Source organism: Roseobacter sp. YIN89 (assembly GCF_057219365.1).
Genome location: NZ_JBXVVD010000007.1, coordinates 24,114 through 38,704, shown reverse-complemented (window position 1 = coordinate 38,704; position 14,591 = coordinate 24,114). Strand labels below are relative to the sequence as shown.

10 protein-coding genes are annotated in these 14,591 nt (G+C 57.1%); 2 read left to right on the top strand and 8 right to left on the bottom strand.

The annotated features are described in order from the left end of the window. The 3 genes from AC2D8V_RS20085 to AC2D8V_RS20075 all read right to left on the bottom strand — a co-directional run. Positions 1-1,096, bottom strand: a 1,096-nt coding sequence (locus AC2D8V_RS20085; protein WP_484735382.1) for a CAP domain-containing protein, incomplete at its 3' end; no start/stop codon positions are given. A gap of 203 nt (positions 1,097-1,299) precedes the next feature. Next, positions 1,300-1,509 carry a hypothetical protein gene (locus tag AC2D8V_RS20080; protein WP_484735381.1) on the bottom strand — a complete coding sequence of 70 codons (210 nt, stop codon included), beginning with the start codon at positions 1,507-1,509 and terminating at the stop codon, positions 1,300-1,302. Between the two features lie 321 nt (positions 1,510-1,830). Continuing rightward, on the bottom strand, positions 1,831-2,010 hold the full coding sequence (locus AC2D8V_RS20075) for a hypothetical protein (protein WP_484735380.1): 180 nt from the start codon (positions 2,008-2,010) through the stop codon (positions 1,831-1,833). Between the two features lie 302 nt (positions 2,011-2,312). Between AC2D8V_RS20075 and AC2D8V_RS20070 the strand changes: the two genes are divergently transcribed. After that, the gene (locus AC2D8V_RS20070; protein WP_484735379.1) at positions 2,313-2,960 is read left to right on the top strand and encodes an MOSC domain-containing protein; all 648 of its coding nucleotides are present in this window, start codon (positions 2,313-2,315) and stop codon (positions 2,958-2,960) included. A gap of 249 nt (positions 2,961-3,209) precedes the next feature. After that, positions 3,210-6,500, top strand: coding sequence for an ATP-binding protein (locus AC2D8V_RS20065; protein ID WP_484735378.1), 3,291 nt, complete (start codon positions 3,210-3,212; stop codon positions 6,498-6,500). On the opposite strand, the gene AC2D8V_RS20060 is transcribed toward AC2D8V_RS20065, so the two are convergent. Genes AC2D8V_RS20060 through AC2D8V_RS20040 form a run of 5 tightly spaced genes read right to left on the bottom strand, consistent with a single transcriptional unit; the run spans position 6,479 to position 14,405 of the window. Next, positions 6,479-7,819 (bottom strand): NAD(P)/FAD-dependent oxidoreductase, encoded by a 1,341-nt coding sequence (locus AC2D8V_RS20060; RefSeq protein WP_484735377.1) that lies wholly within the window; start codon positions 7,817-7,819, stop codon positions 6,479-6,481. The genes AC2D8V_RS20065 and AC2D8V_RS20060 overlap by 22 nt on opposite strands. Next, positions 7,806-9,116, bottom strand: a complete 1,311-nt coding sequence (locus AC2D8V_RS20055) for a radical SAM protein (protein WP_484735376.1) — start codon at positions 9,114-9,116, stop codon at positions 7,806-7,808. The genes AC2D8V_RS20060 and AC2D8V_RS20055 overlap by 14 nt, the downstream gene beginning before the upstream one ends. After that, entirely contained in the window at positions 9,113-10,981 is a 1,869-nt protein-coding gene (locus tag AC2D8V_RS20050) for a ferritin-like domain-containing protein (protein WP_484735375.1), read from the bottom strand. The genes AC2D8V_RS20055 and AC2D8V_RS20050 overlap by 4 nt, the downstream gene beginning before the upstream one ends. Next, on the bottom strand, positions 10,978-12,786 hold the full coding sequence (locus AC2D8V_RS20045) for a hypothetical protein (RefSeq protein WP_484735374.1): 1,809 nt from the start codon (positions 12,784-12,786) through the stop codon (positions 10,978-10,980). Before AC2D8V_RS20045 ends, AC2D8V_RS20050 begins: the two co-directional genes overlap by 4 nt. Then, positions 12,783-14,405: an FAD-binding oxidoreductase gene (locus tag AC2D8V_RS20040; protein WP_484735373.1), complete on the bottom strand. Its 1,623-nt coding sequence runs from the start codon at positions 14,403-14,405 to the stop codon at positions 12,783-12,785. The genes AC2D8V_RS20045 and AC2D8V_RS20040 overlap by 4 nt, the downstream gene beginning before the upstream one ends. Between the last annotated feature and the right edge of the window lie 186 nt (positions 14,406-14,591).

The following is a 14,591-nucleotide window of genomic DNA, read 5'->3' as shown; positions in this document are numbered from 1 at the left end:
CAAGAATATCGCCTGCCGCCTCACCCGTGTTCGTGCCGCCGTAAAGCATGTCCACTCGGATATCCTGCGCAGAAGACCCGTAAACAGCCCAGTCAGACCCGCTTCCGCCGTTCATGACGTCAGCGCCCAGCCCTCCTTCAAGCGTATCGTCGCCATCGTGACCGAGCAATTGGTCCGCACCCGCACCAGCGGCGATAGAATTGCTGCCACGGTTGCCGATGAGTTCTTCATCCGCACCGCTGCCAGTCAGATCAAGGTCTGCGATGCCGAGCAACTCGGCAGAGGAGAACCCCGACACCAGTGTTGCGGATTTGGACAACATAACCTTGGAGCTGTCGACCAGATCTACCTTTGCGTTTTCGCCCTCCGGCGCGACATAGAGGCTGCCGGAAAATCCACCGTAGCTGATCTGCACCAGTACGCTTTCTGCAGGCGCGATTGCCACCGCATAGCCGCCCGCGGCCTGCGAAACATCACTGTTGCCACCTGCGCTGAAAACTGCGCCGGAGCGCCCTTCCCCGATCGAAAAGAAATTGTCCTGATCAAGGTCGTCGTAGACCACGCCGGTGATAAAAATATCCGATCCGGACTTGGCGAATTTCTGAGTGACCATGGACGAATTCCAGTTGCGCCCATCGTAATAGAATGTGCCCGCTTCTTGCGCGATGCCGATCTCGCGGAAGCTGCCATTCATGATATTTTTTCGGTGCCCCGAGCTGAGGAAAAGTCCGCCATGGTGACTGTCGATCTGATCATCAAGGTTGATCGACCCCGACGAGCCACGCCAAGAGAGGTTTTCGCCGATACGCCAACTGCCGGTCAGGTCATAATCAGACGCGTCGATGCGGTTGCGCAAGCTGCTACCGTTCTCGCCAGTGTGGCTGAACACATCCGCCTCAAGCATCCATTGCGTGTGCAGACGCGCGGCATATTCGAGATCTTCGTTAGGTGCCAAAGCCTGTTTCGCATCTGGTGATATCGTGCCAGCGCTGAGGTCTGCGTTCAGATCAATGCCTGCACGGTCAGCTTCTGCTTCTGGGTCAAGTCGGGCACGGTTTACCAGTTCCAGCAGGTACTGTTCGGCTTGGGTGGTCAAGGCAACGCTCCGGGATTTTTTTTGTCTTTCCCGAAGTCAATAAAAGTTAACATTGGCAAGAAAAGCCCCGGAATGTGACATTCCGCGTTCATAAGCGCACGAACGCTGACAATAAGGTAATTTGCGCGCGTTTCCGCCGAATTCAGAGACAATAATTTGAGCTTGATGATCCGGTGCGATTTCAGACCACGAGGCAAACGTATTCAGGCCGAAAGCGGCGCCCTAGCGATCAAGATGCTATCGTCACCATCAACAAACAAGACGGCACCAGCGACTGCGCTGAGACGTGTCGCTTCGATCCCGTGACAGTCAGCGGTAAAGCGGACAGGCGAGTGGGAAGAGTTGACTGGAACTTCGGCATTATCGTCAATTTCGAAATCCGTGACAGTGTCGTTGCCAAATACGTCTGACAAAACGAACAGATCGTGGATGTCAGTGACGAATCCACCAGCACTTGCGGGAACAGGGTGATCAGTGACTGCATTTTCGCCTCGATATCTGCCTCGACCGCGTGAGATTTGTCTGGACAGCTGGTTGCCTATGGGGCCAGCGAACAATTGGTATTTTCGATTAAGGTGAAAGCCATTTCGTCATCGGTCACATCTTGACCCAGATTGACGCTGGAATGCTTCAAGAAGTTCTTGAGCACGGTGAGTGCCCTTGCCGACTTTAATCATAATATCAGATACTTGCTCATTGTTCACACGGATATCTTCGGCACGGTTTGCCGCCTTTTAGATGACGTCCTGCATTTCGCGCGCGATGGATCGTGTAAGTGGCAACATGCCTAGCGGACCAATAAAATCAAAGAGGGATTCAACCAGTGTCTCGATCCTCTCGGCGCCCTTTGACAGTTCCTGAATGTCGTCAGTCGCATTGCCTAGATGGCAAATCGCTTTGGCTGCGGCGGACATTTCTGCGAAAACCAAGTGGGATTTGGTGATGCAGGTCGCGTTGCTCGCCCATAGATGACAGCTCTTTTGAAAATGCACCGAAATTTCTTGGTAATGATGATGAAGAGAAATGTGAGTGTTTGTGAAACAGCTCACTCGGATATTTGAATGAGAAATCCACCGGCAGCTGTGGGCCACGTTGCCTGCTACGGTGCACCATTGGACCGGGTCGAGGTGGCTTTCACAGCTTCGAGGTTTACGCAGTTCGCCGCTTCTGCCAGCTTATTGGGAAATTGTCACAAAAAACGAGCGCAGGGCGGATCATGGAACAAACCTGGACGGTGCTTGGCCTCTTCAGCGGGGCCGTCGCCCAGCATTGGGAAGGCCGACCACCTTCGGCGATCCATAAAACCCCAGCCGAGGGAGAGCAGTTGGTGACCTGCACGGGACTTGCCAGCGATGCGCAGGCCGATCTTGACGCGCATGGTGGCGCTGACAAAGCATTGCACCAGTACCCCGCTGAACATTATCCGGCGTGGCAGAAAGAAGGTTTAATCCCAAAGGGTACGCGCCCTTCGGCTTTCGGTGAAAACATCTCGACGCAAGGCCTGACAGAGGACACAGTTTGCATCGGTGATATTTTCCGGTTGGGCACCGCTTTGGTCCAAGTCAGTCAGGGGCGTCAGCCTTGCTGGAAACTCAGCGCCCACACCGGTCAGGAAAAGATGGCATACCGTTTCCACAAATCCGGTCGCACAGGGTGGTATTTGCGCGTGTTGGAGGAAGGTTTGGTATCTCAAGGGCAGAAAATGACACTTTTGGACCGGTGCGACGACCTGATTTCAGTGCGGGACGCAACGCGGGCCCGATTGGACCGGACCGCAAGCGCGGAGCAATTGGCCAAGCTCGTTTCTCTCGAAGCGCTTTCACCGGAATGGCGCGTGTTCTTTGAGACCTTGCAATCGCCTTAAAGATATTTGGTCAGCGCGGCAAAACAGTCGTGAACAAGGGCTGGTTGCGGCTTCTGCCCGAAAGCTCGCCAGCCGGGTAAAAAACGCCTCGCACCAACACTAAAGATGCTCAACTGGCTATAAATTCATAATAAATAGGCGCTGAGACGACACGACGCGCCCTAACTCTTGGCTTTTGAAGGCCAAAGTGGTGTACACTGCTGCGGGGACAGTAAGTTTCCCAGCACCTGGGCGAGACATTCGAATTTCATGAGCGGATCGGCAAACGATATTTCCGATTTCCTGCGTCGTGCGGGGCTGGGCGATATCGTGGAAAGATTCGTTGCCGAAGATATCGACCTTTTGTTGCTCCCGCAGCTTGACCGCGACGACCTCAAGGAACTTGGACTGACAATAGGTCAGCGCAAGAAACTTGCGGCTGCGTTGAGAAAGATTGCAGAGCCTGACACGCAAACGCCGCAGAGCGGTGACATGGGCGAAGTTCCCATCCAATTGCGCCGATTGAGCGTGATGTTTTGCGATATGGTCGGCTCGACTCAATTGGGAGAGCGCCTGAACATCGACGAGATGCAAAGCCTGCTTCAGCATTATTATGACGTGGCGCATGACATTGCTCAACGGCATAACGGTCACGTGGTGGGCACACAGGGCGACGGGGTCATCATCCTGTTTGGATATCCCACAGCGCTGGAAGGTTTTGCCGAAAGATGCGTAGAAGCCGCGCAGGCGTTGCAAAACGCACTGGTCGAGAATGTGGTTCAATTTGAAGGACATGACCCCATTCGGATCGCAACAAGGATCGGGATCGCCACAGGACAGGCCGCCGTCGGGCAGACTGACGACAAATTGATCGGAGAACATTTGCGGTTGGTCGGCCCGGTCGTGAACCGCGCCGCACGGTTGCAGACGGTGGCAAATCCTCAATCCATTGCGGTTGACCAGAAGACCCAGGAATTGACGCGACACGTGATCCAGTACGCCGATGTCGAACGCCATGATCTCAAGGGGTTGCCCGCCGGCGTAGAGGTGTACCACCTGCTTGGCCTGCAGAACACCGCGACCGGACCGCAAAGCCAGGTTGAACTGGTTGGCAGGGCACCTCAAATCGCAATCCTGCACCAATTCTGGACGCGGGCACAGACCGGCAGCCCAGGTACGCTGACCATTCTTGGTGAGGCAGGCATCGGCAAATCGACGCTGGTGCAACATTTTGTGGCAACCCAAACGACGCCGCGCACCCGACTGCTGCAATTACAAGCAACGGCGATGACGGCCAAGTCGCCCTTGCGGCCTTTGGCAAAGATGTTTCAGTCGCTGGTAGGCGATAAAGACGACCCAAATGCCTTGACGCGGGTACTGCGCGACGCGGAACCGGCGTTGGTACAGGTAACCGCACGTTTCCTCGGGCTTGCAGATGGCGCCATGGGCGACACAGCCGTGTCGCTGAAAGATCGTCAAAACATACTCGACTTGCTGGTCCGTTGGATCACCCAAGGCGCGGATGGCCCGACGCTGGTCGTGCTTGATAATGCGCAGTGGGTAGACGATACGACACGCGAGTTGCTGACGCGCGCGGCGGATTACGCGCGCGATACCGGCGCGGCCTTGTTCATGATCGCTACAGCACGCGACGCTGACGGTGCAATCTGGCAGGAGCTTCCTGATCAGGAAACGATCACGCTGTCTCCGCTGCTTGACGATGACGCCGAGAAAGTCCTGAACGCTGTCTTCAAAAACCACCCTGTGCCACAGGTGGTGAAGGCGAACATTCTCGATCACTCCGGCGGCAACCCTTTGATGCTTGAAACCCTCGCGCGCGCGCAATCACAAATGCCAAGCGCTCAGATGGGAGAGACGGTCGAGGTCCCCTATACGATCTACGAATCCGTTTCAAAGCGGCTCGACGGCATTCGCGCCGGTCGTGGAGTCGTCGAGGCGCTGGCGATCCTGAACACGCCTGCCAATCATGCGTTGCTGGCTGCCGTACTGGGGACGGATGTTGAGGGCGTCTTTCCCGCGCTGTCCGCGTTGGCGCAGGCCGGTCTGATTACCAAACGGGCCGAGGGCCACGACGAAATGGTCGCCATCGCGCACCAAGTGTATCGCGATGTGGTCTATGAACAAATCACCGGCGCATCGCGGACGCAGTTGCACGGCGCGGCATACTCCGCCCTTAATGCTCTCGACCCCAGCCTTCGGTCCACGCGCCCGGATATTCTGGCAATTCATGCACAGGCGGCTCGCGATTGGGATCACGCGGCTGTGCACGCGCTCAACGCTGGCGAAAGCCTGCTCAAACAATCAGCGCTCATCGAAGCGGGGCATTTTCTTGAAATGGCCGATGCTGCCCTGACGCGCTTGCCGGATGCATTTGCGGTCCGCCAGATGCGTCTGCGCGCTATCACGGGGCTCGCGTCGGTAGAGCGGTCTCGCTTTGGTATCGCAACCGACCGCTCCGCCACTTTGGGGCAGGCCGCAGTTCAGCTTGCCCGCGAATTGGGTGACAGCCCGACCGAGTTGCTCGCGCTTAATGGGCTTTATGCGCATGCACTTGTGCGCGCCGATTACCCGGTGGCCGAAGACTATGCGCAGGCATTGCTTGAAACCGCGCAACGCAGCCAGAGCAAAACGTTTGAAATGATCGGCACCCGCGCCATCGGAGCGGTTGCCTTTCACCGCAGCGACTATCGCACCGCTATCGCGAACCTGACAAAGGCGCTTGACCAGTACGACAAGCAAGAACATTTGCCGCTGGCCCATGCGCATGGATATGACCATGCGGAAATTTGCGCAGCGTTCCTGTCGATGTCACATTGGCTGATCGGAGATCTCGAACGATCACAACACTTCAGCCGCTTTTCCATCAGTCACTCTCGCGAGATCGGACATGCACACTCGCTAGCACAGGCCATGGCATTCCGTGTTTTGCTGGGCGGTCTTGCTCGTGAGGGATCGGCACTGAATACCATCGGGGCGGAGGCCGTCGAACTGGGCGAAAAGTTCGACATTCGCGTGATGCGTGCGGCGGGTCTGTTCTTTCCGTTTGCGACGCAGCTGTGCCGGCAACCACACGCTCCGGATGGCGATGACCTGATCGAGCTGAAAGCACGGCTGAAAGAGTTTCGCGAGGTGAACCCATTCAACTATAGCCCTCTGGTGGCGTCGCTTATGGCCGATGTCTACCTGCGATGTGACGACGTCGCTGCCGCGGAAAAGATACTGGCCGAGGGCACAAAGGCTGAATCCTACACAGGCGAGACTTGGACCAGCCCTGAGCTGTTGCGCATGCGCGCCCGGGTCAGTGATGCAAAAGGCGCGGCGGAAGAAGCACAATCGCTGCGCAAGCGCGCTTTGAAGTCCGCGAATGATGCAGGCGCCTTTAGCCTTTCGTTGCGCGTGGCGTGCGATATGGTGGAAGCCACCGCTGATGCCACAAGCCGTGGACTGGTGGAAAATGCGCTGAACGCCATGGCTTGCACAGATCGCGGATGGGACGTGACGCGTGCGCGCAGCTTGCTTCAGGCAGCGACGCCCGCTTGAGGAAGTGCACCTCCCGCACAAAGTGTTTCGATGACATCTGCGACGCAGCGGATGTTATGCGTTCGCGCCAGTCGCTTGGCGATCGTTTCCAGTGACGCCGCAGGGCGGCTTGCTGCTGCCACGTCCACCGCTTTGATCGTCCCATGAGCGATGAAGAAATCCGAGGTCTCTGGCAATGCGATGGCCGGTGCCCACCGGATGCGGTCTTCATTCAGAACCGGTGCACGCGTCAATTCAATCGCCACTGGCACCACATCCGAGGTATTCGCAGGCGCGGAGCGCACAAGCTCTTTTCGACGTTGGCGCCAGAATGCACTGTCATGCAAAGATTGATCAGCATAAGCCGCGTCGGTTGCAATGCGAGCGGCCTGCACAGTCTGGGAATGCTTGTGGCGCAGAAACGCCAGCGCCGCTCTGCTGTCTGTCTGCTTGTCGAGGATGGTGCAAGCGGCAACCGCCGCCTGAACGCCACTGCGTATGGCGTGAACAACCCCATGTGACGCAATCGGATCGCGCGCTATCGCGGCGTCGCCGATTAGTATGTGGCGCGCCGCAGCGACAGGTTCATCGGCGGCTGAAAATCCAGCGGCGACAGGTCTCCCCATCTGATGCAGCTGCGCGCCTGAAACCAGCCGCATCCCAGACAGCGCGGCAGCCACAAGGCCATTGCGGGTTTCTTGGGTCGTTCCTGCCAGCATGTTGCTCGCCAAGAAAACAGCGCCGTGCAGCCTGTCGCCCGGTGTACTGGCCGCCCAAAGCCAGCCATCTGCCTGCGCTTCGAGAAACATTTTATGCGGGTTCTCATGCGCCATTGCCTGAAACGGCAGCGCGACGAGGTCGTCGCCGGCATGCGCGCGGGCCACGCGACCTCGCGCATCGATGACCAGTTCGGCAGTTAATCTGCCGGTCTCAAGCAACACGTCGGCGCCCAGCCGGTCCGAGCGGACCTCGCGCACCCGGGACGCTATCAACCGGCACCCCTTTGTTATGGCATCCTGCCGCAAGGCCGCATGCATTGCCTCCCGATCCAGAAGAAGCGGCCCCTCCCCCTCGAAGATCCTTTGTTCAGTGGCATCCCGCCACGACAAATGCATGGATGCCGCAGGGCCGTCGCTGACACTGCACAAAAGCTCCAACATCCCGATTTCTGCTGCCAGCGGCGCGCCAGAGGCGGGAAAGCTTTCAATTCCGTGCCGGCCTGCGGGGGCACCGCCATCAACAATCGCAACATCTACACCCACGGCGGCAAGAGAGCGGGCCGCCACCAGACCGGCCGGCCCTGCCCCCAACACTGCAACGGTCACGTCAGGCTTGTGCATCAAACCACTCTGGGTGGGTGTCAATCATGCGCCCGTAGGCGCGTAACCCGTAATCCAGCCAACCCCTTACAAACTCACAGGCAGGTCGCCCGGCATGTAACACTTCTTGGTGGCATCCGCCCCCGCATAGGCGGCGTGCCCAGCATGATGTGCAGGGTGATTGACGCTCTACGCTACGGTCTTGGAGGAACGACTTGCGCGCGACAGGGTCGGGGCCAGACTCGAGTGTGCCCATAGCGCCAAGAGGATCTTTGACGAACCGATGGCAAGCCGAATATTCACCTTCGGCATCCACCGCGAGATAGTCGCGCGCAGCGCCACAGCCATGACTGCGCGGGGTGCCGCGATGAATTTCGCTCAGAACGGTCGCCAGATTGGCAAAGGCGTGCGAACGGCCTTCTGCCATCGCGGCCAGCCACGCATCGCCGCAGTCCGTCATGCCCTGCAAAAGTTTTTCAAAGTCAGCCCCGGCAAGTGCCCCTTTGCCTGTCGGCGAGGATATCATTGGCGAGACGCCAACGCTGGAAAAGCCAAGATCCGACAAGTCTTGTACCACCGATGGCAAGTCCAGATTATACGGAGTGACAGTCACCCGCGCACCCAAAGAAAGCCGGTCGCGATGTTCGAAAAGCGGCGCGATGCGCGCAGCAACCCGGTCGAAACTCCCTTTGCCTGCCCTGTCGGGCCGCAATCGGTCATTTACGTCCCGCCCACCGTCCAGACTGACCGTCACCGCAAAATGGTGCTCGGCGAAAAACGCTGCATCCTGAGGGGAAAGTAGCGTGCCATTGGTCGTCAGCGAATATCCGACGCGGATCGCCCGCGCTGCCGCACGCGTGTTGGCGTAGTCGACGGCGCGGCGGATCAGTTCACGCGCCACCATCGGTTCCCCACCCATGAACGCAATTTTGGCACCCGCACCGGGGATTGTATTTTCCAGTAACTGATCTATTGCACGTTTCGCGACCTGCCACGTCATACGTGTGTCGGCGCCACCAAAGCTGCCCCCCGCGGCATAGCAATATCCGCAGGCCAGATTGCACGTCTGCGACACGGTCAATGCCAATGCGCGGATCGGTTCAACCGAAACAGCGGGGGGCGCGCCAACACCAGGTGCATGGAGCCCCAGCCGTTCCAATTCAGGTACAGCAGCAAGGTCACCCGAAGACAGCGCGTCAGCCAACCGCACAGCATCGCCGGAACTTACCCGATAGACGGCCGCGGTTTCCGCGATCAATGCAATATCGCCCGCAACATGCGCCAATCCACTTGGCCATGTATTCAGCGGCACATTCACGACGGCATCTCGAACACGTCAAAGAGCGGAACGCCAACGCCTTTTCTGGCAAGTTCAAGCGCGACATCGGACAAGGCATGCATGTCATCACGAGCGCGTTTGATATGTGCGTTGGCCTTTACCATGTCTCCGGCAACTGCTTCGATCAGATAGGCGTCATGCAACTCGGCCAACGCGGACTCAATCAGTCTGAGCGCTGAAAGCACTTGATTTTTCAAATCCTCGTCGGTGATCTCTGCGACTTTTGCAACTTTGATGTCGCGTAGGAACACGTCTTCGGGGTAGTTCCCCAAGAATTGCCGCACGTCCTTGAATTTCTGGAAATGCTGCATGCCATCGCTGTCAATGCGCACGGCAAGCTGAAACAACCCTTCGGTAAACTCCGAGTGGTTTTTGCGGAGATAATCCACCAGCTTGATGTACTCGGTATCAAGAAACGAGCCGGGGCGTTCAATATCCTCGAAGTTCTCCAAGTTCTTCAGTGTGGCAGGTTCCAAGCGCCGATCGCGTGTGCGTTCGGCGTTGTCTTTCGAGGGATCCGGTTCATCGATTGTCTTTGACGCAACAAGGCATGGCTTGTAGGTCCATTTTTTGCCGTCGATTTCCGGCTTGGTCCTATGTATTAGCCATAGGGTCTGGTTGACCCAACGCAAATGGGTCATTTCGCTTAGAGCAACGGAAAGGATCAACTGGCGTGCGCCGCGCAGGTCCTCTGAAAGTCCGGGCCACTTTGCTTCTTCTTCTATGGAAACTTCGCCTGGCTCTCGCAAACTGAAGTAGGCGTAAAGATACTCAAATGCGAGTGTGAGTTCCATACCGGCAAGTTTCTTGAGATCATCAACGACAGCCTTGGTGGATTCGTAGGGATCAACAGGTATCCTCGGGTGATGCTGTTTCGTGCATTTGGCTTCCTGCCCCTGTACGACGAAATCCAGTTCTTCCCAATGCAGGTTGATCTCGTAAGGGTCATACCGGTCAGGTCGCGCCTTCTCCAAGGTTGTCTGGGCGGACACATCCTTGAGCGGCAGATGCCTCCGGCGCATCCAGTCAATAAATGTAACTGCCTGCGCGGCATCCGCTTGGCTGGTGCTGTTGGGAAGCTGAGGATCTTCCACCTCGCCCAATACGACGTCTGGGTGGTTTGATGCCCAATAGTGACAGGCGCAATCCCGAAAGTCATGCGTCCAAGGGCTACACATTGAAGAGGTCAATTCGCCCGGATGGTAAACTGGGTCAATCATACCTTCCTCGTTCAGGTACATCCGGCGGCGACCGTGCAGCACTACGGGTTGTCCACTTGGCGACCCATCCTCGCCGCGTTGCGTCAGCGCAATGGTCAGTGGCGTTTCCGGTTCAATCAGGCGGATAATCCACCACGCCGTCTCGCCTTCGTAGGGCACGAGGCTGGCCGCATTTTGGTAGAGCGAATAGTCATAAAGCATGATCCGCTTTCCGCCCTGTTCGACGAAATGCAAATACCACGTCCCATCCCCCAAGGCCGCGCCCTCGGGCCCCGCATATTGCCGTTTGAGTGCGGTAATCCATTCCGGCCCGTCTTTGGTATAGTGATCTGCGATGATCGGATCACCACCCGGGTCGGCATAGAGTAACCGAGCACCCTGCGTGCCATCCGGGCCTGCCGGTGTGACACCGGGGAATTCAAACACAAGGCCGGGAAAAAACCGCACGTCGAGCTGGCGCAGATCAAATTCGAGACCGGGAAAACAATTGCCAACACCGCTTTCCATAAGGGTCGACACCGGATTGCCCAAGATCGGCTCGGCATAACGCGGCGCGCCATCTGCCGCCGCCCGTGCGGAAGCATTCAGAGGCGTAGCAGGTACTTTTGCAGTCGGGTCAGTCATTTCGTTCCCTCCTCTTGGTCGGCACCAGTGACGTGGGGTTTCCATTCGTTTTCCAGCTTGTCCAGATATCCCATGACCTGATCGTACTGACGCCGCGTGATGGACAGAGGTACACCCATGGAATGGCGCATGTACGGGGGCATACGCATGTCATAGGTCTGGTCAATCGTCTCGCGGGGGTCGCGGAACGCGATATCTTTCACGGCTTTGCCTTTAAAACCGACAGGCGTTGCTTTTTGCACACCCGGTATTTTGGGCAGTTCAGCCACATGCGCAAACGGTGGCCGGACCATGTGCCTGACCCTGTCGGGATCGCGCAACATAAAGGCGCGCAGGATGGGGCTGTCGCTCATCCGTGCGTGCACCTGTTGCACAACCTGAGTGTACGGCAAGCGATCGTGCGCGCCGGAGCGCGGCTCTATCGTATCGCCCTGCCCGGGCGTGTATTCAGGCACCAGATTCGCATAAGGCTTATCGCTTTCGCGCATAGAACGCGGCCCCAGATGCGGCGTGATGCCTTCATCCCAGTCCGGCTTGTTCTCGTCCGGTTCACCAAGCAATTGCGCATTGCCATCGAGCGCCCACGACCGACGCTGGTCAAGATTGATCAGGCTGGCGGTTTCAAAAATCCGGCGGAAGAGGTCAAGTACGTCGACAGGTGTTTCATCCGGGTCCAACGCTGCGGGTGGCAGATCACGATCTTCCAGTTCGTCCCGGATCGAGTACATGGGCCGCTTGTCGGGCGCGAAATCCGGCGGGCCGGACATGGCACGGGCCTGCGCGCGATACGCGACGCCGGCGATGGCCACATCTGCTGTCAGCACGAGATCACAAGTGTCGTCGATAAGCCCCCAGCTATTGCCAGACCCAACCCGCGCTCCGTCGTAACTGTCCATCGGGGTGGGCCACTTCGGCGTATTATCGGTGCGGAAGTTGTATCCCAGCCACGGCGTGTCCGAACTCAGGATACGGTTTTCCTTCCGTGTCATCTTGTGGATGCGCCCATACTCGGTCATCGGCGGCTCGAAGCCCCCTGGCGGCAGCGGCGAAGAGGGTGCTTTGCCCGCTTCTGGTGGCCCGTAACTGTCGCCCTTGCCAGGGATAAACCGCACCCGGATCTGGTCCAGACGCGTGGCACAGCTTGGCGCTTCGAAATTCGGCTTATATGTCCGTACCTTTCCCAGCGGCAGCGGAGCATCCTCGCGGACCATAGGAACCTGATCTTCGGTATGGGGGCTGATCGCATCAAGGTGATGCGTCTTGTAACTCTTGGCTGAAAACACCTTACGCGCGACTGCTGCACATGACGCAAGCTTGGTCCGGCTTTCTGCTTTGCGGTTTGCGGCGACTACTGTGAACTGAAGATGTTTGAGCTCGGTGCCACGCTCGGTCAAAAAAGCTTCGGTCACCGGGACGGCGACAACACTCCCGTCCGGATCCTGAACACGCGCCCAAAGCTCGAAGAACGGCGCCACCGGTTTGACCTTGCCATGTCTGTCCTTGAAGGTCACATCCTCATCGTGCTTGACCCGAAGCGTGAACGGATGATGTCCGGTGCATTTGACCGATACCTCGTCAAGGCTTGGCGCAGGCTCGATCATGGTCTGCACACCGCGTGACGGGTTTTCATCCAGTTTCCACCGGTAGGCCGGCATTGGCTCTTTTGAGCGACCTACACGGGCAATCGCCATGGGGGGGTCAAAATAAATCCCAAGCATCCGACCTTGCGTCAGGCTACGGCCGCACCAAGGCGCGCACGCCTGATCACCGGCATGATCGCAGCAATATGTCTTTTCCTCGCTCATTTGCCGCTTTCCTCCGTGGCTTCGTTTTCGTCATGCTCTGAAGATGTGCATTCGTTTTTTCTTTTGGGCTTTTGTCCGAGGCTTTGCTCAAACCAAAAAAGATTGTCGGGATCGAATTCTGCTTTGATATTCTGTAGCCGCGGGAGGTTTTCACCAAAGTACGCTTCTAGAAAATTCTCTGTCCCGCGACGCGGGTAATTCTGATACCGCCTGCCGCTGCCCATCCCAAGCGCCAGCGCGCCGAGTTTGTCGAGCCATTTAATCGTGTCTGCCTTGTGGGCATCAAATGTCCAGAAGGCCCAGCTGAACATATCGATCGAGGGATCGCGGTGCACGAATGCCATGTCTGTGGGCTTTGGCTCGGCAATTTTGCCGCCGTAGAATTCCATCGCGATAAAGCAGGTCTTGTCCGGAGCTTTCAGAAAATGTTCGACGACAGTGCGCCAGCGATCCGCTGAATGATGTTCATTAATCAGCCACCCTTCGACCAACGGTTTCGTGTTCATAGACACGTTAGGCATGTCATTGCCCGGCGGGTGCACCGTTTGCAGCAGGATTTCATTCAGCCGCGTATAATGCAGCTTGTCTTCATTGATCTCAAAGTCTGTGCTTACATCCTTGAGCGTATCAATCAAAGGCCCCAGAGCCGCGAGTGCTTCGGACCGCGTGCCATCATAAAGACCGCGTAAGCTGAGGCAGGGTATCTGGCCATCAGGATGCTTTTCGTCCGGCAGATACATCAACAGCGCCTGATGCCCCATGTTGGCGGGCGCATTATCGCCGTTTGAATACTCGGCCTGAAGCAGTTCCAGCACGCGGCTGACGCGCGCAATGTCGTCTTTGTGCTCGTGATGCATGTTCCAACGCAACCCGAAGCCGAAAAACTTCTTTTTCAGCGCCACTGCTTCGTAGGTTATCTCTAGTAGCACGCCAAACTGATTGCCGGTGCCACCTCGAACAGCCCAGAACAAATCCTGGTTTTCGTGTTCGTTGGCATTGACAATGCAGCCATCGGCAAGCGCGAGACGAACGCCGACCACGCGGTCACAATTCATTCCGTAAAGCCGGGAGGTAAACCCATACCCGCCGCCCATCATGTAGCCTGCCACGTTTACTGTTTCGCAACCGCCCCCCGGAACGTGCAACTGGTGGTAATCCAGCATCCGATTGAGTTTGCGGAACATCACCCCGGGGCCGCAACGGACCCGATTCTCATTTTGGTCTTTGTCTACGATGACGTGGTTCAAACCAGAGGTGTCGATCACCACCTGATCGTTAACCGAATAGCCTGCGGTGCAGTGTCCGCCAGATCTAGCGGCTACCTGAAGCTTGGATTTTCTTGCAAACTTCAGCGCGGCGATCACATCGGTTTCGCATTCGCAATAGACGATCAGCTGCGGGTAATGCTGGTAGGTGTGCATAAACACCATGCGGTCGTCGTTGTATCCAGCCTCTCCCGCAAGGACGATGCGGTCGGTGCTCAGTCTTTGGCGTAATTTATCTAGCTGTTTTTTCTTATAAGTGGGCAGCCCGGTTTCCCTGTGTTTATTGGCTTTCCACCGGGCTTGTTTAAATGCCTTTTGCTTGTATGCGTTTGTGCGGCTATCCCCGTAAGTCATTAACTAATCCTTAAAAATGATTAACTAATTTCTAAGGGAAAAATTCACGCAACGGCAATTTATTTCTCGCGAAAGGCGAATATTTGAAGGCCAATACCAACCCTCGCCCATCCGTTGGTTGCTTGCAACTCATGACGCATCGCAAAAGGGCGCCTTTCTGACACCTTGCGTGCACCGCGCGCGGCA